20 protein-coding genes and 1 pseudogene are annotated in these 19,059 nt (G+C 62.2%); 9 read left to right on the forward strand and 12 right to left on the reverse strand.

Annotated elements, in window-relative coordinates; all coding sequences use genetic code 11:
- Positions 1 to 155: 155 nt before the first annotated feature.
- A complete protein-coding gene (locus ACTJK7_RS04895; RefSeq protein WP_064379127.1) occupies positions 156 to 620 on the reverse strand; it encodes a hypothetical protein in 465 nt (154 codons plus the stop codon).
- Between the two features lie 382 nt (positions 621 to 1,002).
- On the opposite strand from ACTJK7_RS04895, the gene ACTJK7_RS04900 reads away from it, so the two are divergent.
- Positions 1,003 to 3,078 carry an AsmA family protein gene (locus ACTJK7_RS04900; protein WP_440779960.1) on the forward strand — a complete coding sequence of 692 codons (2,076 nt, stop codon included), beginning with the start codon at positions 1,003 to 1,005 and terminating at the stop codon, positions 3,076 to 3,078.
- A 63-nt stretch (positions 3,079 to 3,141) separates the two neighbouring features.
- Here the strand turns inward: ACTJK7_RS04900 and ACTJK7_RS04905 are convergent, their stop codons facing one another.
- Complete coding sequence (locus tag ACTJK7_RS04905; protein ID WP_011332217.1) at positions 3,142 to 3,672, reverse strand: ferritin-like domain-containing protein; 531 nt, start codon at positions 3,670 to 3,672, stop codon at positions 3,142 to 3,144.
- Positions 3,673 to 3,703: 31 nt separating this feature from the next.
- Positions 3,704 to 4,673: pseudogene (locus ACTJK7_RS04910) on the reverse strand (LysR substrate-binding domain-containing protein).
- 119 nt (positions 4,674 to 4,792) lie between these two features.
- On the opposite strand from ACTJK7_RS04910, the gene ACTJK7_RS04915 reads away from it, so the two are divergent.
- The 3 genes from ACTJK7_RS04915 to ACTJK7_RS04925 all read left to right on the forward strand — a co-directional run bounded on the left by ACTJK7_RS04915 (position 4,793) and on the right by ACTJK7_RS04925 (position 6,719).
- Entirely contained in the window at positions 4,793 to 5,431 is a 639-nt protein-coding gene (locus ACTJK7_RS04915; protein ID WP_323151520.1) for an FMN-dependent NADH-azoreductase, read from the forward strand.
- Complete coding sequence (locus tag ACTJK7_RS04920) at positions 5,432 to 5,737, forward strand: DMT family transporter (protein ID WP_064379132.1); 306 nt, start codon at positions 5,432 to 5,434, stop codon at positions 5,735 to 5,737. It abuts the gene before it with no gap.
- 91 nt (positions 5,738 to 5,828) lie between these two features.
- Positions 5,829 to 6,719, forward strand: coding sequence for an esterase/lipase family protein (locus ACTJK7_RS04925; protein ID WP_323151519.1), 891 nt, complete (start codon positions 5,829 to 5,831; stop codon positions 6,717 to 6,719).
- A gap of 120 nt (positions 6,720 to 6,839) precedes the next feature.
- On the opposite strand, the gene ACTJK7_RS04930 is transcribed toward ACTJK7_RS04925, so the two are convergent.
- Entirely contained in the window at positions 6,840 to 7,727 is an 888-nt protein-coding gene (locus tag ACTJK7_RS04930; protein WP_323151518.1) for a DMT family transporter, read from the reverse strand.
- Positions 7,728 to 7,825: 98 nt separating this feature from the next.
- Here ACTJK7_RS04930 and ACTJK7_RS04935 point away from each other — a divergent pair, with 98 nt between their 5' ends.
- The 3 genes from ACTJK7_RS04935 (at position 7,826) to ACTJK7_RS04945 (ending at position 10,218) form a co-directional block, all read left to right on the forward strand.
- Positions 7,826 to 8,620 carry an AraC family transcriptional regulator gene (locus tag ACTJK7_RS04935; RefSeq protein ID WP_323151517.1) on the forward strand — a complete coding sequence of 265 codons (795 nt, stop codon included), beginning with the start codon at positions 7,826 to 7,828 and terminating at the stop codon, positions 8,618 to 8,620.
- A 63-nt stretch (positions 8,621 to 8,683) separates the two neighbouring features.
- On the forward strand, positions 8,684 to 8,989 hold the full coding sequence (locus tag ACTJK7_RS04940; RefSeq protein ID WP_064379136.1) for a PsiF family protein: 306 nt from the start codon (positions 8,684 to 8,686) through the stop codon (positions 8,987 to 8,989).
- Positions 8,990 to 9,204: 215 nt separating this feature from the next.
- Positions 9,205 to 10,218, forward strand: coding sequence for an AI-2E family transporter (locus tag ACTJK7_RS04945; protein WP_011332225.1), 1,014 nt, complete (start codon positions 9,205 to 9,207; stop codon positions 10,216 to 10,218).
- A 145-nt stretch (positions 10,219 to 10,363) separates the two neighbouring features.
- Here the strand turns inward: ACTJK7_RS04945 and ACTJK7_RS04950 are convergent, their stop codons facing one another.
- On the reverse strand, positions 10,364 to 11,638 hold the full coding sequence (locus ACTJK7_RS04950) for an Hsp70 family protein (protein ID WP_108559360.1): 1,275 nt from the start codon (positions 11,636 to 11,638) through the stop codon (positions 10,364 to 10,366).
- Positions 11,639 to 11,931: 293 nt separating this feature from the next.
- Here ACTJK7_RS04950 and ACTJK7_RS04955 point away from each other — a divergent pair, with 293 nt between their 5' ends.
- Complete coding sequence (locus ACTJK7_RS04955; RefSeq protein WP_011332227.1) at positions 11,932 to 12,882, forward strand: DnaJ C-terminal domain-containing protein; 951 nt, start codon at positions 11,932 to 11,934, stop codon at positions 12,880 to 12,882.
- Positions 12,883 to 12,905: 23 nt separating this feature from the next.
- Positions 12,906 to 13,211: a chaperone modulator CbpM gene (locus ACTJK7_RS04960; protein WP_108559362.1), complete on the forward strand. Its 306-nt coding sequence runs from the start codon at positions 12,906 to 12,908 to the stop codon at positions 13,209 to 13,211.
- Positions 13,212 to 13,347: 136 nt separating this feature from the next.
- Here the strand turns inward: ACTJK7_RS04960 and ACTJK7_RS04965 are convergent, their stop codons facing one another.
- The 7 genes from ACTJK7_RS04965 to ACTJK7_RS04995 all read right to left on the reverse strand — a co-directional run bounded on the left by ACTJK7_RS04965 (position 13,348) and on the right by ACTJK7_RS04995 (position 19,041).
- A complete protein-coding gene (locus tag ACTJK7_RS04965) occupies positions 13,348 to 14,475 on the reverse strand; it encodes a sensor histidine kinase (protein WP_064379141.1) in 1,128 nt (375 codons plus the stop codon).
- 156 nt (positions 14,476 to 14,631) lie between these two features.
- Complete coding sequence (gene ureC / locus ACTJK7_RS04970; RefSeq protein WP_085685440.1) at positions 14,632 to 16,332, reverse strand: urease subunit alpha; 1,701 nt, start codon at positions 16,330 to 16,332, stop codon at positions 14,632 to 14,634.
- Between the two features lie 143 nt (positions 16,333 to 16,475).
- Positions 16,476 to 16,784, reverse strand: a complete 309-nt coding sequence (locus ACTJK7_RS04975) for an urease subunit beta (protein WP_108559364.1) — start codon at positions 16,782 to 16,784, stop codon at positions 16,476 to 16,478.
- Entirely contained in the window at positions 16,784 to 17,317 is a 534-nt protein-coding gene (locus ACTJK7_RS04980; protein WP_039766745.1) for a GNAT family N-acetyltransferase, read from the reverse strand. The genes ACTJK7_RS04975 and ACTJK7_RS04980 overlap by 1 nt, the downstream gene beginning before the upstream one ends.
- A gap of 5 nt (positions 17,318 to 17,322) precedes the next feature.
- Positions 17,323 to 17,856, reverse strand: a complete 534-nt coding sequence (locus ACTJK7_RS04985; RefSeq protein WP_108559366.1) for a GNAT family N-acetyltransferase — start codon at positions 17,854 to 17,856, stop codon at positions 17,323 to 17,325.
- A gap of 9 nt (positions 17,857 to 17,865) precedes the next feature.
- Positions 17,866 to 18,168, reverse strand: coding sequence for an urease subunit gamma (gene ureA, locus ACTJK7_RS04990; RefSeq protein ID WP_039766748.1), 303 nt, complete (start codon positions 18,166 to 18,168; stop codon positions 17,866 to 17,868).
- A 33-nt stretch (positions 18,169 to 18,201) separates the two neighbouring features.
- On the reverse strand, positions 18,202 to 19,041 hold the full coding sequence (locus ACTJK7_RS04995; RefSeq protein ID WP_108559368.1) for an urease accessory protein UreD: 840 nt from the start codon (positions 19,039 to 19,041) through the stop codon (positions 18,202 to 18,204).
- Between the last annotated feature and the right edge of the window lie 18 nt (positions 19,042 to 19,059).

Genomic DNA, 19,059 nt, shown 5'->3' on the forward strand with positions numbered 1-19,059 from the left:
GGCAAGACAAGCGCCGCACTCTAGCAAATCGGCTTTGTCGGCGTCGAACGGCAGCGGGGGAGATGGAGCAGGGAAATCGCGACTTCTTTATACCGCTTCTGAAAAGTCAAAAGCCCAATCCGGGGATTGGGCTTTTTTTCCAGGCCACCATGGGCTTAGCTCAAAGCGCTGTTGCGTTCGATTACACGGTCACCACCACCTTCGGCCAGCGTTTGACCTTGTGGGGTACGGTCGCCGCCGTCAGAAGCCAGAGTCTGGCCTTGTGGGGTACGGTCGCCACCGTCAGATGCCAGGGTTTGGCCCTGTGGGGTGCGATCCGAACCGTCTTGAACCAGACCTTTCTCTTCCAGACGATCACGGCCGCCTTCAGCTACGGTTTGACCTTGTGGGGTTTTGTCATAGCCATCTTGAACCAGACCTTTTTCTTCCAGGCGGTTACGACCGTTTTCAGCCAGGGTCTGGCCTTGTGGAGTGCGGTCCGAGCCATCAGCGGCAACAGTCTGGCTGAACACCGAGTGGCTGGTTTTGACTTGCGGAGTTGCTTGATCGGCAGCTGGCAGGGCGAAAGCGGTGCTGGCCAGCATCGAGAGGGTAAGACTGAACAGAAGTTGGCGTTTCATGATGGGTTGCTCCTTGGGAGGGCGATAAAGTGGGTACGAGGGCAATGCTACTCTCGATAAGTCGATATAAAAGTTCATAAACACAATGGTAATAATCAACAGAATTGATTGTTCGCTCGGGAGGCTCTAGCTCGGGCGTTTCAGGCGGGCGGTTTTGCACTGGAGTGGGTATTTTCCACCCACTTGCGCTCCGCAAATGTGCGGGCCCGGTAACGCCAACTCGACCGATCGGTCAGAATGGCGACCGTTTTTCCCCCTCGATGGGGCTTTGGATTAAACCTGCGGGCTGTTTGTCAGTCACAGATTTCATGAGGGCCATCACGGCCCGTCGTTTCAGCTGCGTCGTGCCAATGGATGCAGTCGTCTTCAGGAGCTTTGTGCAATGACGCGCACGCGTAAAATCTTCGCCTGGACCTTCGCCACCCTTGTGCTGCTTCTGGCAGTGCTGGTGCTGATCATCGTGTTCTTCGACTGGAACCGGATCAAACCGCCGCTCAACGCCAAAGTCTCGGAAGAGTTGCATCGACCGTTCGCCATCAATGGCAACCTGTCGGTGGTCTGGCGGCGTGAACTCGACGAGGGCGGCTGGCGCGCCTGGGTGCCGTGGCCGCACGTGGTGGCCGAAGACCTGACGCTGGGCAATCCGGACTGGTCGAAGCAGCCGCAGATGGTCACCCTCAAACGGGTCGAGCTGCGCATCTCGCCGCTGGCCTTGCTGGCGCAACGGGTAACGATCCCGCGGATCGACCTGACCGAACCCAACGCGCAATTGCAGCGTTTGGCCGATGGCCGCGCCAACTGGACCTTCAAGTTCGATCCCAAGGACCCGAACGCCGAGCCCTCGAACTGGGTGGTCGACATCGGTGCCATCGGCTTCGACAAGGGCCACGTCACCCTGGATGACCAGACCCTCAAGACCAACCTCGACCTGTTGATCGATCCGCTGGGCAAGCCGATTCCGTTCAGCGACATCGTCGGCGACAAAGCCGCAAAAACCGCGCAGGACAAGGGCGGCGCACCGCAGGATTACGCCTTCGGCCTGAAAGTCACCGGCCAATACCACGGCCAGAAACTCGCCGGCCAGGGCAAGATCGGCGGCCTGCTGGCGCTGCAGGACGCGAGCAAACCGTTCCCGTTGCAGGCCCAGGCGAAGATCGGCGATACCAGCGTCGAACTCGCCGGCACATTGACCGATCCGCTGAATCTTGGTGCGCTCGATCTGCGCCTGAAACTGGCGGGTGCCAGCCTCGGCAACCTGTATCCGCTGACCGGCGTGACCCTGCCGGACACCCCGCCGTACGCCACCGACGGTCACTTGATCGCCAAGCTGCATGAGCCGGGCGGCGCGCAGTTCCGCTACGAACAGTTCAACGGCAAGATCGGCAGCAGCGACATTCATGGCGATCTGACCTATGTCGCCAGCCAGCCACGGCCCAAGCTGAGTGGCGCGCTACTGTCCAATCAACTGTTGTTTGCCGACCTCGCGCCGCTGATCGGTGCCGACTCCAATGCCAAGCAAAAGGCCCGTGGCGGCGAAAGCAAACAGCCGGCAGACAAAGTGCTGCCGGTGGAAGAGTTCAAGACCGAGCGCTGGCGCGACATGGACGCCGACGTCGAATTCACCGGCAAACGCATCGTCCACAGCGAAGAACTGCCGTTCACCGACCTCTATACCCACCTGAAACTCAACGACGGCGAACTAAGTCTGGAGCCGCTGCGCTTTGGCGTGGCCGGCGGCAATCTCGATGCGCAGATTCGCCTCAACGGTCGTACCGAGCCGCTGGAAGGTCGAGCGAAACTGACCGCGCGCAAGTTCAAGCTCAAACAGCTGTTCCCGACCTTCGAACCGATGAAGACCAGTTTCGGCGAGCTCAACGGCGATGCCGACATCGCCGGTCGCGGCAACTCGGTGGCCAAGCTGCTGGGCGGCGCCAACGGCAACCTGAAGATGCTGATCAACGACGGCGCCATCAGCCGCGAGTTGATGGAGCTGGCCGGGCTCAACGTCGGCAACTATGTGGTCGGCAAGATCTTTGGCGACAAGGAAGTGAAGATCAATTGCGCGGCGGCGGACTTCGATATCAAGACCGGTCTGGCGACGACAAGACTGTTTGTGTTCGATACCGAGAACGCAATCATCTACATCGACGGCACAGCGAACATGGCCACCGAGCAACTGGATCTGACGGTGACGCCGGAATCCAAGGGCTGGCGCCTGATTTCCCTGCGCTCGCCGTTGTATGTACGCGGCAAGTTCATCAAGCCGGATGCGGGGGTGAAAGCGGTGCCGTTGATGTTGCGCGGGGCGGGGATGGTGGCGCTGGGCGTGATCGCTGCGCCGGCGGCGGGGCTGCTGGCGCTGGTGGCGCCGAGTGGTGGCGAGCCGAATCAGTGCGCGCCGTTGCTGGAGCAGATGAGGGCGGGCAAGGCGCCGGTGACTGTCAAACCTACCAAGTAATCGCAGCAACCCGATTGTTCCCACGCAGAGCGTGGGAACGATCGGTCAGCGGGGGAGCGGGGATTAGAGGTCCTTCAGAATATCCGCCATGTCATCCGCATGCTCTTCTTCCTGAGCCAGGATGTCTTCGAAGATCCGGCGCGTGGTCGGGTCCTTTTCACCGATGTACTGGATGATCTCGCGGTAGCTGTCGATGGCGATCCGCTCGGCCACCAGGTCTTCGTAGACCATTTCCTTCAAGGTGTTGCCGGCCACGTATTGCGCGTGGGACATCTTCGACAGCAAGTCCGGGTTGAACTCGGGCTCGCCGCCCAGTTGCACGATGCGCTCGGCGAGACGGTCGGCGTGTTCGGCTTCCTGAGTGGCGTGCTCGAGGAACTCGTCGGCGGCGACGTTGGCTTTCAGGCCGTTGGCCATGAAGTAGTGGCGCTTGTAGCGCAAGACGCAGACCAGTTCGGTGGCCAGCGATTCGTTGAGCAGGCGCAGCACTTCTTCACGGTTGGCGCTGTAGCTTTCGGTCACCGCGCCGTTTTCCACGTGTTGGCGGGCGCGCTCGCGCAGGGTTTGAACATCAGACAATTGCAGGTCACTCATTTCAGTCTCCTGGAGGCTAATCCGATTGGCGTCACGCTCTGCTGACGTGATCGTTACCTGCTTGTGAGTGATGAGAGCTGCAAAAAGTTTTGTCGGATTCAGCGCGGCACATGCCCGGAAAGCTGTGCCTCTTCGCGCAGCCAGGCAAAAAACGCTTTTACCGGCGGATGGCGCTCTCGACCCGGTACGCAAAGTGCGCTGTAACCGGCGCCATCCACCTGCACTTCACTCTTGTAAGGCACCAGCAAACCGCTGGCGACGCTTTGCGACACCAGGATGTTGCTCGCCAGCACCAGCCCCTGTCCGGCGATGGCCGCTTGCAGGGCGTAATGCTCTTCATCGTATTCGCGGACGGCCGGGTGCTGATTCAGCCAGTTCTCGCCCGACTGCGCGCACCAGGCCTCCCAGCCGTGGGCGTAGAGCTTCGAATTGTGCCAATGCACGCTGATCAGCGCCGGGGTACGGCGGGCGGCCAGCGCCACCTGCTCCGGCGAGCCATACACGCCGAACGACTCATCGAACAGGCACAACCCGTAGAGGTTCGGGTAATCGTCGAGGCTGTAGCGCAGCACCAGATCGACGCTGGCGTCCTGATGCAGGTCGATGACTTCGCAATGGGTGTCCAGGCGCACATTGATGTTCGGATGCTTCGCATAAAACCGCCCCAGTCGCGGCACCAGCCACAGCGCGGCGAACGCGGCGGTGGTCGACAGCGTCAGGCTGCTGCCGCTGCGTTGCGGGCGCAGGGTATCGACGCTTTGCGCCACCTCCAGAAATGCGCCGTGCAGGCTGCGGAACAGCCGCTCGCCACCCTCGGTCAGGCGCACCTGACGCGGCAGGCGTTCGAACAGCGCCACGCCGAGCCAATCCTCCAGCGAGCGGATCTGATGGGAAATCGCCGTTGGCGTCACCGCCAGCTCTTCGGCGGCTGCCTTGAAACTCAGCAGGCGGGAGGCGGATTCGAACGCGCGCAGGGCGGTCAGCGGCAATGAAGCGAACATGGAAACTCCACGGATGAAATCAATTCATCCCGACTGATTTTTGCTCATTTGAGGCGATGAGGTGATGCCTGCAATCTGGCGCCACACCGTCACTCAAGTCTAGTCCCAAGGAGATTCAGATGAGCAAGATTCTTGTGATCCATGCCAGCCCTCGCGGTGAGCGTTCCCATTCGCGGCGTCTGGCAGAAACCTTTCTCAGCGCCTGGCAAGTCCGTCATCCACAGGCTCAGATTACCCGCCGTGAAGTCGGGCGGGCGCTGATTCCGGCGGTTAATGAGGCGTTTGTCGCGGCGGCGTTTTACCCGGAGCCCGAAGCACGACCGCTGACGATGCAGGCCGATCTGGCGCTCAGCGATCAACTGGTGGGCGAGCTGCTCGATCACGACCTGCTGCTGATTTCCACGCCGATGTACAACTTCAACGTGCCCAGCGGCCTCAAGGCCTGGGTCGATCAGATCGTCCGGCTGGGCTTGACGTTCGACCACACCCTGGACAACGGCATCGCCCAATACACGCCGCTGCTGCACGGCAAAAAGGCGCTGATCGTCACCAGTCGTGGCGGCTTCGGTTTCGGCCCGGGCGGCGAGCTGGAGGCACTGAACCACGCCGATCCATGGCTGCGCACGGCGTTGGGCTTCATCGGCATCAACGACGTCACGGTGGTCGCGGCCGAGGGCGAGGAATCCGCCGAGCGCACCTTCGCGGTGTCGGTGGCCGAGGCCGAGCAGCGCTTGCTCGACCTGGCCCGGGCGTTCTAGGTGGCCTGGCTGTTTCTGCTGATTGCCGCCGGGTTCGAGGTCACCTTCGCCATGGGCATGAAGTACGCCGAGGGTTTCACCCGGCTCTGGCCGTCGCTGATCACCGTGATTGCGGCGGTGGGCGGGGTGTACTTCCTGACCCTGGCGATGCGCGAGTTGCCGGTGAGCATCGCCTATCCGATCTGGACCGCCATCGGCTCGCTCGGCACGGTGTTTCTCGGTTTCGCGCTGCTGGGCGAGAGCCTGACGCTGGTGAAGTTGCTGTCGGTGGGGCTGATTGTGGCGGGGGTGGTGGGGCTGAAGTAGGCTGGTCGTGGAGTTGTCATCATCGAGGCGGATGCTTGGCGGGCGTTTTGCACGCCCTGCATCCACTTACCGACCACAAGGATGTTTGCCCATGTCGCAAGATTCGGCCACACGTTATCCACTGGTGCTGGTGCCGGGAATGCTCGGTTTCATCCGTCTGCTGCTGTACCCCTACTGGTACGGGATCATCAAAGCGTTGCGCCGGGGTGGTGCGACGGTGATTGCGGTGCAGGTGTCGCCGCTCAATTCCACCGAAGTGCGCGGCGAGCAGTTGCTGACGCGCATCGATGAAATCCTGCGCGAGACCGGCGCCGCCAAGGTCAATCTGTTCGGCCATAGCCAGGGCTCGCTGACGGCGCGTTACGCGGCGGCCAAGCGTCCGGATCTGGTGGCGTCGGTAACGTCGGTGGCCGGGCCCAATCACGGTTCGGAATTGGCCGACTACCTGGCGAAACACTATCCGGCGGACAGTGCCAAGGGGCGCATTCTGGAAGCGCTGTTACGCTTTGTCGGCTGGTTGATGGCGCTGCTGGAAACCGGTTATCACGGGCCGAAACTGCCGATGGATATCCACGCCTCGCACCATTCCCTGACCACCGAAGGCGTGGCGCTGTTCAACCAGCGTTATCCACAGGGCCTGCCGCAAACCTGGGGCGGGCAGGGGCCGGAGGAGGTCAACGGCGTGCGGTATTACTCGTGGTCCGGCACGTTGCAGCCGGGCAAGACCGATCGCGGCGGCAACCTGTTCGATGGCACCAATCGCAGTTGCCGGTTGTTCGCCAAAACCTTCGTGCGCGAGCCGGGGCAGTGCGACGGCATGGTCGGCCGCTACAGTTCGCACCTGGGCACGGTCATCGGCGATGACTACCCGATGGATCACTTCGACATCGTCAACCAGTCGCTGGGGCTGGTCGGCAAAGGCGCGGACCCGGTGCGGCTGTTTGTCGAGCATGCGGCGCGGTTGAAAGCTGCCGGGGTTTAACCGTCAGACCGCATTATCGTTCATCGCTGGCAAGCCAGCTCCCACAGTGATTCGGGCGTCCACAAGATGTATGTACGACCCCAGCCCTGTGGGAGCTGGCTTGCCAGCGAAGAGGCCAGATCAGGCGACGCTGAGTTTGCGGCCGAGCACCGTCGTCCAGCGCTCGGAAAGAATCACCCCGCCCAGCGTCAGCAAGCCACCGACCAGGTGATACATCGCCAGTTGTTCCTTCAGCACCACCGCGGCAATCAGCGCGGTGATCAACGGCAGCAGGTTGAAGAACAGCGTGGTCCGGCTCGGCCCCAGGCGCTGCACGGCCTGCATCCAGGCCAGCGGCGCGAGCATCGAGGCCAGCAGGCACGCGTACAGCACCAGCGGAATGTTCTGCAGGGTCAGGCCGGTTTTCGGCGACGCGGCGTACAGCGGAAACAGCACCACCACCGCCACCAGCACCTGCAAATACAGCAACACCAGCGGCGGCAGGCGCAGCTGCCATTTTTTCAGCAGGGTGCTGTAGATCGCGTAGGCGAGGGTGGCGATCAGCATCATCGCGTCACCCAGGTTCACCCCGTGTTGCAGCAATGCGCCGAGGCTGCCGGACGACACCACCACCAGCACGCCGGCGAACGACAGCACTGCACCGACCAGTGCACCGGCGGTCAGGCGCTGGCCGAGGCTGATGATCGCCATGGCCAGCGACATCAACGGCATCAGCGACAGGATGATGCCCATGTTGGTGGCGCTGGTCAGGGTCGCGGCGAAGTAAGCCAGGCTCTGATAGACCGCCATGCCGAGCACCCCGAGGATGAAAATCTTGCCCAGGTTCGGGCGGATCTGCGGCCAGTGCGCAATTACTTTTTTGAGCATGAACGGCGTGAACAGCAGGCCGGCGAGCAGCCAGCGGTAGAAGCCGATCTCGGCGGGGAAGATCGCACCGACCGCAAGCTTGTTGATCACGGTATTGCCGGCCCAGATGAAAATCGCCAGCAGGGGAAACGCGTATTGCATGAGAGGAGAAACCAGAACGTTGATGAACGGTGATTATCCCCTGTCTGGATGCAGGCCTATACTGCGAACCGGACAACTCGCCCCTGATTCCGGACAGCATGAACAGTAAACACATCGATCTGCTGGATTTCAGCGAACTGCCGTCGGCGGTGTATTTCCGCTATGCCGACTTCAACGCTCATGAATACGCCGCGCCGCATCGCCATCCGTGGGGCACGCTGGAATACGCGGCCCACGGCGTGCTGCACATGGATGTCGATGGCAGCCGCTTCATGTCGCCGCCGCAATACGCGGTGTGGGTGCCGCCGCAGGTCGAGCACAGTTTCTACAGTCATCAGCCGGTCAATTATCGGGCGGTGTGCCTGGCGCCGGAGGTCTGTTGCGATTTGCCGGCGCAGGCCTGCACCCTGGCGATCAGCGACATTCTCAAGGCGATCCTCAAGGACTTCGCCGCCCGCGATGTGAAGATCCCGGCGTTCGAAGCCGACCAGCGCCTGGCCCAAGTGCTGGTGGATCAATTGCGCCAGGCCCCGGTTCATCAATGCTATTTGCCTTACGCCAGCAGCCCCGGTTTGCTGACCATTCTCGAAACCCTGCAGGCCGAGCCCGGCAACAATCAGCCGCTGGCGCACTGGGCGGCGCAGGTGCATGTCAGCGAGCGCACCCTGGCCCGGCAGTTCGTGCGGGAGCTGGGGATGAGTTTCGGCGAGTGGCGTCAGCGCCTGCGCTATCTCGCGGCCATCGAGGCGCTGGAAAGTTCGCGCAGTGTGCAGGAAATCGCCTTCGATCTCGGCTACAGCAGCGGTTCGGCCTTCATCGCCATGTTTGCCCGGCAGGCCGGATGTACCCCGGAGCAGTATCGGCGCAGCCATCTTGAGGCTAGGAAGGTGTAACAAGCTTTGACTACACTCCAGCAGAGGCCACCTCCATCGAGGCGGCGCCAAGGAGAAAACTCCATGAAGATGTTGCGTGTCCCTTTGTTGATGATCGGTCTGCTGCTGTGCTCCCAGGGTTTCGCCGCCACGGCGCAACAGAACAAGATGACCACCTGCAACGCCGACGCCACGGCCAAGAGCCTCAAGGGCGACGAGCGCAAAGCCTTCATGAGCACCTGCCTCAAGGCAGCCCCGGCGGCCAACGACGCCAAGGCCCTGACCCCGCAGCAGGAAAAGATGAAAACCTGTAATGCCGATGCCAAGACCAAGGCGCTGACGGGTGATGCGCGCAAGACCTTCATGAGTGATTGCCTGAAGAAAAAATAAACGCCGGAGCTTTGTGGTGAGTGTGCTGGCCCCATCGCGGGCAAGCCCGCTCCCACAGGGAGTGAGGCTGTTCACGACATTTGTGTTCGACACTTAACTTGTGGGAGCTGGCTTGCCAGCGATGAGGCCCGAAAGGTCTGCCCGCATATCCCTAGTGCTCCTCTCGGATCGCTGGCAGACTGCCAATCCTTTTACGCCGTTCGTTTTGAGGCTGTATGCCAACGTTTTCTGAGCGTCATGTAGTGTTCTGGGTCAGTTGCATCATCATTTTCGGCGGTCTGTTGCTGGTGTTGCCATTGCGTTTGCTGCCCAGTCTGCTGGCCGGGTTGCTGGTGTTCGAACTGGTCAACATGCTCACCCCGCAACTGCAGCGGCTGATCGAAGGCCGCCGTGCGCGCTGGCTGGCGGTGGCGCTGCTGGGCACGCTGGTGGTAAGTGTGCTGACGCTGATCTTCGCTGGTGCCATCAGTTTCCTACTGCATGAGGCGGAAAACCCTGGCGCTTCCCTCGACAAATTCATGGGCGTGGTCGACCGTGCGCGTGGACAGTTGCCGCCGTTCATCGACGCCTACCTGCCGGCCAGCGCTGCCGAATTCCGGGTGGCCATCGGTGAATGGGCGAGCAAGCATTTGTCCGAACTGCAACTGGTGGGCAAGGACGCGGCGCATATGTTCGTGACCTTGCTGATCGGCATGGTGCTGGGCGCGATCATCGCCTTGCAGCGCGTGCCGGACGTCACCAAGCGCAAGCCGCTGGCGGCCGCACTGTTCGACCGTCTGCACCTGCTGGTTCAGGCGTTTCGCAACATCGTGTTCGCGCAGATCAAGATTTCCCTGCTCAACACCTTCTTCACCGGGATCTTCCTGGCGGTGGTCCTGCCGCTGTTCGGGATCAAGCTGCCGCTGACCAAGACCCTGATCGTGCTGACCTTCCTGCTCGGTCTGCTACCGGTGATCGGCAACCTGATGTCGAACACGCTGATCACTATCGTCGGCCTGTCGCTGTCGATCTGGGTGGCGATTGCGGCGTTGGGTTACCTGATCTTTATCCACAAGCTGGAATACTTTCTCAACGCGCGCATCGTCGGCGGGCAGATCAGTGCCAAGTCCTGGGAGTTGCTGCTGGCAATGCTGGTGTTCGAGGCCGCGTTCGGCCTGCCGGGGGTGGTGGCGGGGCCGATCTATTACGCGTATCTGAAGAGTGAGTTGAAGCTGGGCGGGATGGTTTAGTAGGTGATCGTTCCCACGTCGAGGCGTCGAACCGTCTGCGTGGGAATGCATCCCGTGACGCTCCGCGTCACAGCTTCAACAGCGGACGCAGAGCGTCCATTGCGGCATTCCCACGCAGAGCGTGGGAACGATCATCAGTGCAGTGTCAGTTCACCGAGCCGTAACGTTTCATGGCCTCGATCGCCAGACCGCTACCAATGCTGCCAAAAATATTCCCTTCCACATGCCGCGCGTTCGGCAGCATCGCCGAGACGCTGTTGCGCAGTGCCGGAATGCCGCTCGAACCACCGGTGAAGAACACCGTATCGACCTGACTCACCGCCACATTGGCGTCGGCCAGCAACTGGGTGACGCTGCCGCGCACGCGCTCGAGCTGCGACTCGATGGCCGACTCGAACAACGCCCGGGTCAGTTCCACGCTCAGTCCCGACTCGATGCGATCCAGCGGAACGTGGCGACTGTCGTTGTGGGTCAGGTGGATCTTGGTTTCTTCCACTTCCATCGCCAGCCAGTGCCCGGCGCGCTGTTCGATCAGCTTGAACAGACGGTCGATGCCGCCGGTGTCTTCGATGTCGTAACGCATGCTGCCCAGGGCCAGGGTCGATTTCTGCGAGTACACCGAGTTGATGGTGTGCCAGGTTGCCAGGTTCATGTGGTGGCTGGTCGGCATGAACGCGCCGCTTTTCATCCGGCTGCCGTAGCCGAAAAGCGGCATCAGGCCTTGCAGGCTCAGCTGTTTGTCGAAGTCGGTCCCGCCGATGTGCACGCCGCCGGTGGCAAGGATGTCATCGTGACGGTTATCCACGCCGCGACGCTCGGGCGACAGGCGCACCAGCGAGAAGTCCGAGGTACCACCGCCGATGTCGACGATCAGCACCAGTTCTTCCTTTTCGATGGTCGACTCGTAGTCGAAGGCTGCGGCAATCGGCTCGTACTGGAACGACACGTCCTTGAAACCGAGCTTGCGCGCCACTTCCACCAGGGTGTCTTCGGCTTCCTGGTCGGCCAGCGGATCGTCGTCGACGAAGAACACCGGGCGGCCCAGCACCACCTGCTCGAACTCCCGACCGGCGGCGGCTTCGGCGCGGCTCTTGAGCTGGCCGATGAACAGCCCGAGCAGGTCCTTGAACGGCATTGCGGTGCCGAGAACGCTGGTGTCGTGCTTGATCAGCTTGGAACCGAGCAGGCTCTTGAGCGAGCGCATCAGTCGGCCTTCGTAGCCTTCCAGGTACTCGTGCAGCGCCAGACGGCCGTATACCGGACGGCGCTCTTCGATATTGAAAAAGACCACCGATGGCAGGGTGATCTTGTCGTCTTCCAGCGCGATCATCGTTTCCATGCCGGGGCGCAGCCAGCCGACGGTGGAGTTGGACGTGCCGAAGTCGATGCCGCAGGCACGGGCCGGAGAGGCGTCTTTCATGGTCTTTCGGTTCCGGTCAAAAAAACGGCCGCGCAGTGTATGTCAGTGCGCGACAGATTCGAAGGCCGGTCATCTGCTATTTCACGACTAAGCTTGCTTGAAACTCGGCGGTTTGCCCCAAACTTGCTGGCATGGGCCGGCAGACATACCGGCGGTCGCAAGAACCGCCGTCCACTGCCGATAAACTTCTGCTGCGCCACCCGGTCACAAACTTGAGATCGGTCAACCCGGCACGCGCGAATAGGCGCATGCTGGGATCGGCGCGAAATCGATAACGGATGGTGATTCCTTCGATGGACTTCAAAGACTATTACAAGATACTCGGCGTGGAGCCGACGGCTGACGACAAGGCAATCAAGGCTGCCTATCGCAAGCTGGCGCGCAAATACCACCCCGATGTCAGCAAGGAAAAGGACGCCGAGGCCAAGTTCAAGGACGCCTCGGAAGCCTACGAAGCGCTGAAAAGCGCCGACAAGCGCGCCGAATACGACGAACTGCGTCGTTATGGCCAGCACGGCCAGCCGTTTCAGGGCCCACCTGGCTGGCAGAGCCGTGGCGGCTTTGGCGGCGGCGGTGGCGACACCGGCGACTTCTCGGACTTCTTCAGTTCGATCTTCGGCAATCGCGGCCCCGGTTTCGGTGGCGGCGCTGGCCGGCAATCCCGCAGTGCCGGACGGCGAGGGCAAGACGTGGAACTGGAACTGCCGATCTTTCTGGAAGAGACGCTTTCGAACGAATCGAAAAAGATCAGCTTCCAGGTGCCGCAATACAACGGTTCGGGCCAGCACGTCAGCAACACCAGCAAGAGTCTGAACGTGAAGATCCCGGCGGGCGTGACCGACGGCGAGCGCATCCGCCTCAAGGGTCAGGGCGCACCGGGCATCGGTGGCGGTGCCAATGGCGATCTGTACCTGACCATCCGTTTCGCGCCGCACCCGAAATTCGACGTCGAAGGCGAAAACCTGATCATCACCTTGCCGCTCGCTCCCTGGGAGCTGGCGCTGGGCGCCGAAGTGGCCGTGCCGACCCTGACCGGCAAGATCAATCTCAAGGTACCGGCCGGCAGCCAGAATGGCCAGCGCATGCGTGCCAAGGGCCACGGTCTGCAGAACAAGGCGGGCGAGCGCGGTTATCTGTTCGTCCAGCTCAAGGCCGTGATGCCGAAAGCCAACGGCGATGACGTCAAGGCGCTGTGGCAGGAACTGGCGAAGAAGGCCGCCTTCAACCCGCGCGAGAACTTCTGATACTGACGACGGAGTAGCCCATCATGAGCAGCCCCCTGATCGTTCAACTGGACATGGCAGAATTCTGTGAGGCGGCCGACCTGTCGGACGTCTACGTGATCGAAATCGTCGAGCACGGCATCCTCGAACCTCAGGGCGCGCAGCCCAGGGAATGGCGCTTCACCGACTACGAACTGGCCCTGGCCAAACGCGCCGCCAAGCTGCGGCGCGATCTTGAGCTGGAGTGGGAGGGCGTCGCCCTGGCGCTGGACCTGCTGGAAGAAGTGCAGGAGCTGCGGGCCGAGAACCGGATGCTCAGGCAGCGCCTGGCGCGGCTGGTGGTCGAATAGTTCTCGGATGTGATTGAGGGCCCCATCGCTGGCAAGCCAGCTCCCACAAGTTCATCGCCGATCGAAACTTCTGTGAACTTCGCAGAACCCTGTGGGAGCTGGCTTGCCAGCGATGAAAGCGCCGCGTTTTTCCTGCTTAAACCTGTCGGGGCAGCATCACGCTGAACAGCGTGCCGTTGGCTGCGCTTGAGCTGACTTCGATCGTCCCGCCATGGGCGGTCACCACTTCCTTGACGATGAACAAGCCGAGTCCCAGGCTGGTCGACGGCTGGCCGAGTTCTTCGTCGGCGCTGCGTACCAAGGGGTCGAAAATGGTGCCGATGGCCTCTTCGGAAATGGGCGGGCCGTAATTGTGCACGGTCAGAAGCACCTGCCTGGCTTCCCCCTTCAACGTCACGATCACTTCGCGCGGATCAGAGCCATGCTGCAAGGCATTGCCGATCAGGTTCTGCAGCAGTTGATCGATCCGACCAGCGTCCCAGACACCACGGGTGTCACCCTCGGTGTTCAATGTCGGATCACTGTCCGGATTGCCAGCGCACGCTTCGGCTATGGCTGCTCGCGCCGCGTCGGCCAGGTCCATTGGCGCCGGTTCGATCGGCAGGCTTCTGCCCAGGCGGCTGCGTACCAGTTCCAGCAGGTCGCTGACCATGGCCGCCATGTGCCGCGCGCCCTGTTTGATGTTCAGCGCACAAGTCAGCGCATCGCCTTCCAGCGTGGTTTTGCGCATCAGCAACTCGGTGGACATGCTCACCGCTTGCAGGGGCGCGCGCAGGTCATGGCCGAGAATGGCGAGAAAAATGTCCCGTGAGCGGTTGACCTGTTCGGCATAGGCGGCGGTCGATTCGGCCAGGGCTTCGTCGATGGCTTCGTTGAAGCGGATCATGTCCTGGAAGCAGGTGGTGTCCGGTAATTCGATATGCTCGACCCAGCGTCGGATCACCACGGCGCGCAGGTGGCGAAACTCCGAGGTCATCTGCACCAGATCGAAACCGACGGTGTGGCGCAGCTCGCCATGGCTGGCTCCGGCTTCATCCAGGCTCGGGCTTTTCTCCGGGCCTTCGCCCTTGGCCTTGGCGACCTGTTCGTCGCGGCTTTGCGGTTTGCTCATGTCGCGAGCGGCGGCCCGCAGGATGGCGCTGGCGTGATCGCGCAGACCGGCCGAGTCCAGATGGTCGGCGGCCGGGGTAATGGTAGCGGCAAACTTTTCCCATTCATCGACGATTGGGTCGATATTGGCCAGGATGAACTCGGAAAGACGCATGGGCAGTTCCTGAATAAAGGCGACAGCGAATCGAATATTAGTCCCTTTGGCGAGAAATACACGACCCATTGCCCAGTGGTTTTCCAGCATCACGAAAAAGGCCCCGAGACCGTGCGTCAGGCAGGTGCTCGGGGCCTTTTTTGCGTTTGTCGGTTGTCAGAACAGGAAGTAACGCTGTGCCATCGGCAGGGTTTCGGCCGGTTCACACCAGAGCAGCACGCCATCGGCCTTGACCTGATAGGTCTGCGGGTCGACGTCGATGTTCGGCAGATAGTCGTTGTGGATCAGGTCGGTTTTCTGCACGTCGCGGCAACCTTTGACCACGGCGATTTTCTTCTTCAGGCCCAACGCTTCGGGCAGTCCCGACGCCTGCGCCGCCTGGCTGATGAAGGTCAGGCTGGTGGCGTGCAGCGAGCCACCGTAGCTGGCGAACATCGGGCGGTAGTGCACCGGTTGCGGGGTCGGGATCGAGGCGTTGGCGTCGCCCATCAGGCTGGCGGCGATGGCGCCGCCCTTGAGGATCAGCGTCGGTTTCACGCCGAAGAATGCCGGGCGCCACAGTACCAGATCGGCCCACTTGCCGACTTCCACCGAACCCACTTCATGGCTGATGCCATGGGTGATCGCCGGGTTGATGGTGTACTTGGCGATGTAGCGTTTGGCGCGGAAGTTGTCGTTGCCTTCGCCGTCCTGCGCGAGGGGGCCGCGCTGCTTTTTCATCTTGTCGGCGGTCTGCCAGGTGCGCGTGATGACTTCGCCGACGCGGCCCATGGCCTGGCTGTCGGAACTGATCATCGAGAACGCGCCGAGGTCGTGGAGGATGTCTTCGGCGGCAATCGTTTCGCGGCGGATGCGGCTCTCGGCGAACGCCACGTCCTCGGCGATGCTCGGGTCGAGGTGGTGGCAGACCATCAGCATGTCGAGGTGTTCGTCGATGGTGTTGCGGGTGAACGGCCGGGTCGGGTTGGTCGAACTCGGCAGCACGTTGGCGAAACCGCAGGCCTTGATGATGTCCGGTGCATGGCCGCCACCGGCGCCCTCGGTGTGGTAAGTGTGGATGGTGCGGCCCTTGAACGCGCCGAGGGTGGTTTCGACGAAACCGGACTCGTTGAGGGTGTCGGTATGGATCGCCACCTGCACGTCGTACTGGTCGGCGACGCTCAGGCAGTTGTCGATGCTCGCCGGGGTGGTGCCCCAGTCTTCGTGCAGCTTGAGGCCGATGGCGCCGGCCTTGACCTGCTCGATCAGCGGCTCCGGCAGGCTGGCATTGCCCTTGCCGGTGAGGCCGATGTTCATCGGGAACGCATCCGCCGCCTGGAGCATCCGCGCCAGGTGCCACGGCCCCGAAGTACAGGTCGTTGCATTGGTGCCGGTGGCCGGCCCGGTGCCGCCGCCGATCATGGTGGTGACACCGCTCATCAGCGCTTCTTCGATCTGCTGCGGGCAGATGAAGTGGATGTGGGTGTCGATGCCGCCGGCAGTGAGGATCATGCCTTCGCCGGCAATCACTTCGCTGCTGGCGCCGATGGCGATGGTCACGCCGGGCTGCACGTCGGGGTTGCCGGCCTTGCCGATGGCGGCGATGCGCCCGTCCTTGAGGCCGACGTCAGCCTTGACTATGCCCCAGTGGTCGATGATCAGCGCGTTGGTGATGACGGTGTCGACCACCTCGGCCGCCAGCAACTGGCTCTGGCCCTGGCCGTCGCGGATCACTTTGCCGCCGCCGAATTTCACTTCTTCACCGTAGGTGGTGAAGTCCTGTTCGACTTCGATCCACAGCTCGGTGTCGGCCAGGCGCACCTTGTCGCCGACGGTGGGGCCGAACATGTCGGCGTAGGCTTGTCTGGAAATCTTCATTCGTTCGCCTTGGTATTGATCGTTCCCACGCTCTGCGTGGGAATGCCGCCATGGACGCTCTGCGTCCGCCGTTATGTGACGCGGAGCGTCACGGGATGCATTCCCACGCAGACGGTTCGACGCCTCGACGTGGGAACGATCAGTCAGTCGAGGTCACCCATGACCCGCCCGGCAAACCCGAACACCCGCCGGTGCCCGGCGTAATCCACCAGCTCTACCTCGCGGCTCTGGCCCGGCTCGAAGCGCACCGCGGTGCCCGCGGGAATGTTCAGGCGCATGCCACGGCTGGCGGCGCGGTCGAAGGTCAGGGCGTCGTTGGTCTCGAAAAAATGGTAGTGCGAGCCGACCTGGATCGGCCGGTCGCCGCTGTTCGCCACCTTCAGGGTGATGGTGCGGCGACCGACGTTGAGTTCGATGTCGCCGGGCTGGATTTTGTACTCGCCGGGAATCATCAGTTAGCTCCTTGCAGGACTTTGTAATAGAGGGCCGTCGGGCGATAGGTGCCGTTCGGGTCGCAGGCGTAGTCGGGAATTTCCCCGGCGCGGGTGTAACCCAAAGCCTTGTAGAAATCTTCGGCGGGGGAGCCGGCCTCGGTGTCGAGGTAAAGCATGCCGCGCTTGTACTGACGTGCGGTCTGTTCCAGCGCTTGCATCAACTGCTGGCCGAGGCCGCGCCGCCGGGCGTGTTCGCGCACCAGCAGTTTCTGCACCTCGGCGCGGTTCAGGCCGTTGGCCTTCTGGCACAGGCTCAACTGAACGCTGGCCTGCACCTGTTCGTCCTTGACCACCACCCACAGCAAGACGTTGCCCTTGTTCAGGTTGTCCTGCACATCGTCGAAATAGGCGCGGGCCTGGGTGGCATCGAGGTCGGCCATGAAGCCGACGCTGGCGCCATACCCCACGGCGTCGAGCAGCAGGTCGATCAGGCCCTGACGATAGTGCGCAAAACTTTCAGCATTGACGCGTCGCAGTTGGGCGGGGTTCATCGGTGTCACTCCTTGTTGGCGGGCGGTGGCTCCGCGCCAGGATTGAGGGTCAGTTGCATGAAGGTCAGGTCGAGCCAGCGGCCGAACTTGGTGCCGACTTGCGGCATCTGCCCGGTGGTGATGAAACCGGCGCGTTCGTGCAGGCGAATCGACGCGGCGTTGCCGCTTTCGATGGCGGCGACCATGACGTGCTTGCCGCAGGTTTTCGCGCGTTTGATCAACGCGTTCATCAGTTGCGGGCCGAGGCCATTGCCGCGCTGGTCGCTGCGCACGTAGACCGAGTGCTCGACGGTGTGGCGGAAACCGTCGAACGGACGCCAGTCGCCGAACGAAGCGTAGCCGAGGGTGGTGTTGTCGGCGTTGACGATCACCAGGATCGGATAGCCCTGGGCCTGGCGTGCGCAGAACCACGCCTGACGGTTGCCGAGGTCGACGGCGGACTCATTCCAGATTGCCGTGGTGTTGAGCACCGCGTCGTTGTAGATGTCGCGGATCGCCGGCAGGTCAGCGTGCAGGGCATCGCGGATGGTGTAGGTCATGGCACGGCCTCAGACGATCGGTTGGTGGACGGTGACCAGTTTGGTGCCGTCGGGAAACGTCGCTTCGACCTGGATCTCCGGGATCATTTCCGGGATGCCTTCCATCACCTGATCGCGGGTCAGCAGGGTGGTGCCGTAGTGCATCAGTTCGGCAACGGTCTGGCCGTCACGGGCGCCTTCGAGCAGCGCCGCCGAGATGTAGGCCATGGCTTCCGGGTAGTTGAGCTTCACGCCACGGGCCAGTCGCCGCTCGGCCACGAGGCCGGCGGTGAAGATCAGCAGCTTGTCTTTTTCGCGTGGGGTCAGGTCCATCGTTTGAAATCCATTGTCGACAGTTGAAGAAAATCAGGTGTTCCAGATTCGGGGGGGCAGGGCTTCGCGGCCGAGCAGCGCAGGCCTGAGCAATCGCCACAGATCGATCAGCCAGGCCCGCGCCAGCAACGCTTCACTGGCCAGGCAACGGGCGACCAAAAGTCCGGGAAGTTGCGTCAGATCCCCACGCACGTCGTGGTTTAGCGAGCGGCAGCGTTCCAGCAATTCAGCATCGATCTCACCGGTCACCAGCAAGGTCGCAAACACCGGATGGCCATCCAGCCCGATCGGCGAATCAAGCAAGCCGTCAGCGCCAACGATGCGCTGGCGCTCATGCCACAACAACCGGCCATCACGGCGAATATCCAGATGTGCCTGGAAATGCCCGAGGTCGAAACGCTCGCCACTGGCCGGCCGCCCGAGGGCTACCACGTCCCAGTAGAACAGCCGCGCATCGCCTTCAAGCTCAATCGAGGTCGAGAGTTCCGCCTGGGCGGCGCTGTAGACGATGGTTTCCTGAGGCAGCCATTCCAGTGTCGCGCCATCAGCGACATGCAGGTTCAGTGACTGATAAGCGGGCCCCGCCGCGCGATACCACTTGGCCGCGCCGGGGCTGGTGATCTGTGCCCAGGCGTCTTGTTCGACGCGGGCGCTGATGTCGAGCCGGTCACCGCCGGCAATCCCGCCCGGCGGGTGGACAATGATGTGCTGGCAGACCTCGGGCCCTTCGGCGTACAGATGCTTTTGCACCCGCAGCGGACCGAGGTGGCGACGACGGGTAGGGCGCGTGCAATCGCCGAAGCGGGCATAGGCCAGCTCAAGCTCGGCATGCCAGCTCGGGGTAAACAGGGCAGTCGCTAAAGGTAAGTTCATGTTTTCTGATTATCGTTA

Origin of the sequence: Pseudomonas sp. 22085, from assembly GCF_052045815.1 — a bacterium.
GTDB lineage: Bacteria > Pseudomonadota > Gammaproteobacteria > Pseudomonadales > Pseudomonadaceae > Aquipseudomonas > Aquipseudomonas glycinae.

Bases quoted from the DNA above. Each gene is read 5' to 3' on its own strand.
- ACTJK7_RS04955 (WP_011332227.1), top strand. From the start codon at position 11,932: ATGGACTTCAAAGACTATTACAAGATACTCGGCGTGGAGCCGACGGCT.
- ACTJK7_RS04940 (WP_064379136.1), top strand. From the start codon at position 8,684: ATGAAGATGTTGCGTGTCCCTTTGTTGATGATCGGTCTGCTGCTGTGC.
- ACTJK7_RS04950 (WP_108559360.1), bottom strand. From the start codon at position 11,638: ATGAAAGACGCCTCTCCGGCCCGTGCCTGCGGCATCGACTTCGGCACG.
- ACTJK7_RS04975 (WP_108559364.1), bottom strand. From the start codon at position 16,784: ATGATTCCCGGCGAGTACAAAATCCAGCCCGGCGACATCGAACTCAAC.
- ACTJK7_RS04960 (WP_108559362.1), top strand. From the start codon at position 12,906: ATGAGCAGCCCCCTGATCGTTCAACTGGACATGGCAGAATTCTGTGAG.
- ACTJK7_RS04930 (WP_323151518.1), bottom strand. From the start codon at position 7,727: ATGCAATACGCGTTTCCCCTGCTGGCGATTTTCATCTGGGCCGGCAAT.
- ACTJK7_RS04945 (WP_011332225.1), top strand. From the start codon at position 9,205: ATGCCAACGTTTTCTGAGCGTCATGTAGTGTTCTGGGTCAGTTGCATC.
- ACTJK7_RS04995 (WP_108559368.1), bottom strand. From the start codon at position 19,041: ATGAACTTACCTTTAGCGACTGCCCTGTTTACCCCGAGCTGGCATGCC.
- ACTJK7_RS04925 (WP_323151519.1), top strand. From the start codon at position 5,829: ATGTCGCAAGATTCGGCCACACGTTATCCACTGGTGCTGGTGCCGGGA.
- ACTJK7_RS04915 (WP_323151520.1), top strand. From the start codon at position 4,793: ATGAGCAAGATTCTTGTGATCCATGCCAGCCCTCGCGGTGAGCGTTCC.
- ACTJK7_RS04985 (WP_108559366.1), bottom strand. From the start codon at position 17,856: ATGACCTACACCATCCGCGATGCCCTGCACGCTGACCTGCCGGCGATC.
- ACTJK7_RS04965 (WP_064379141.1), bottom strand. From the start codon at position 14,475: ATGCGTCTTTCCGAGTTCATCCTGGCCAATATCGACCCAATCGTCGAT.
- ACTJK7_RS04895 (WP_064379127.1), bottom strand. From the start codon at position 620: ATGAAACGCCAACTTCTGTTCAGTCTTACCCTCTCGATGCTGGCCAGC.
- ACTJK7_RS04900 (WP_440779960.1), top strand. From the start codon at position 1,003: ATGACGCGCACGCGTAAAATCTTCGCCTGGACCTTCGCCACCCTTGTG.
- ACTJK7_RS04905 (WP_011332217.1), bottom strand. From the start codon at position 3,672: ATGAGTGACCTGCAATTGTCTGATGTTCAAACCCTGCGCGAGCGCGCC.
- ACTJK7_RS04935 (WP_323151517.1), top strand. From the start codon at position 7,826: ATGAACAGTAAACACATCGATCTGCTGGATTTCAGCGAACTGCCGTCG.
- ureA (WP_039766748.1), bottom strand. From the start codon at position 18,168: ATGGACCTGACCCCACGCGAAAAAGACAAGCTGCTGATCTTCACCGCC.
- ureC (WP_085685440.1), bottom strand. From the start codon at position 16,332: ATGAAGATTTCCAGACAAGCCTACGCCGACATGTTCGGCCCCACCGTC.
- ACTJK7_RS04980 (WP_039766745.1), bottom strand. From the start codon at position 17,317: ATGAACCCCGCCCAACTGCGACGCGTCAATGCTGAAAGTTTTGCGCAC.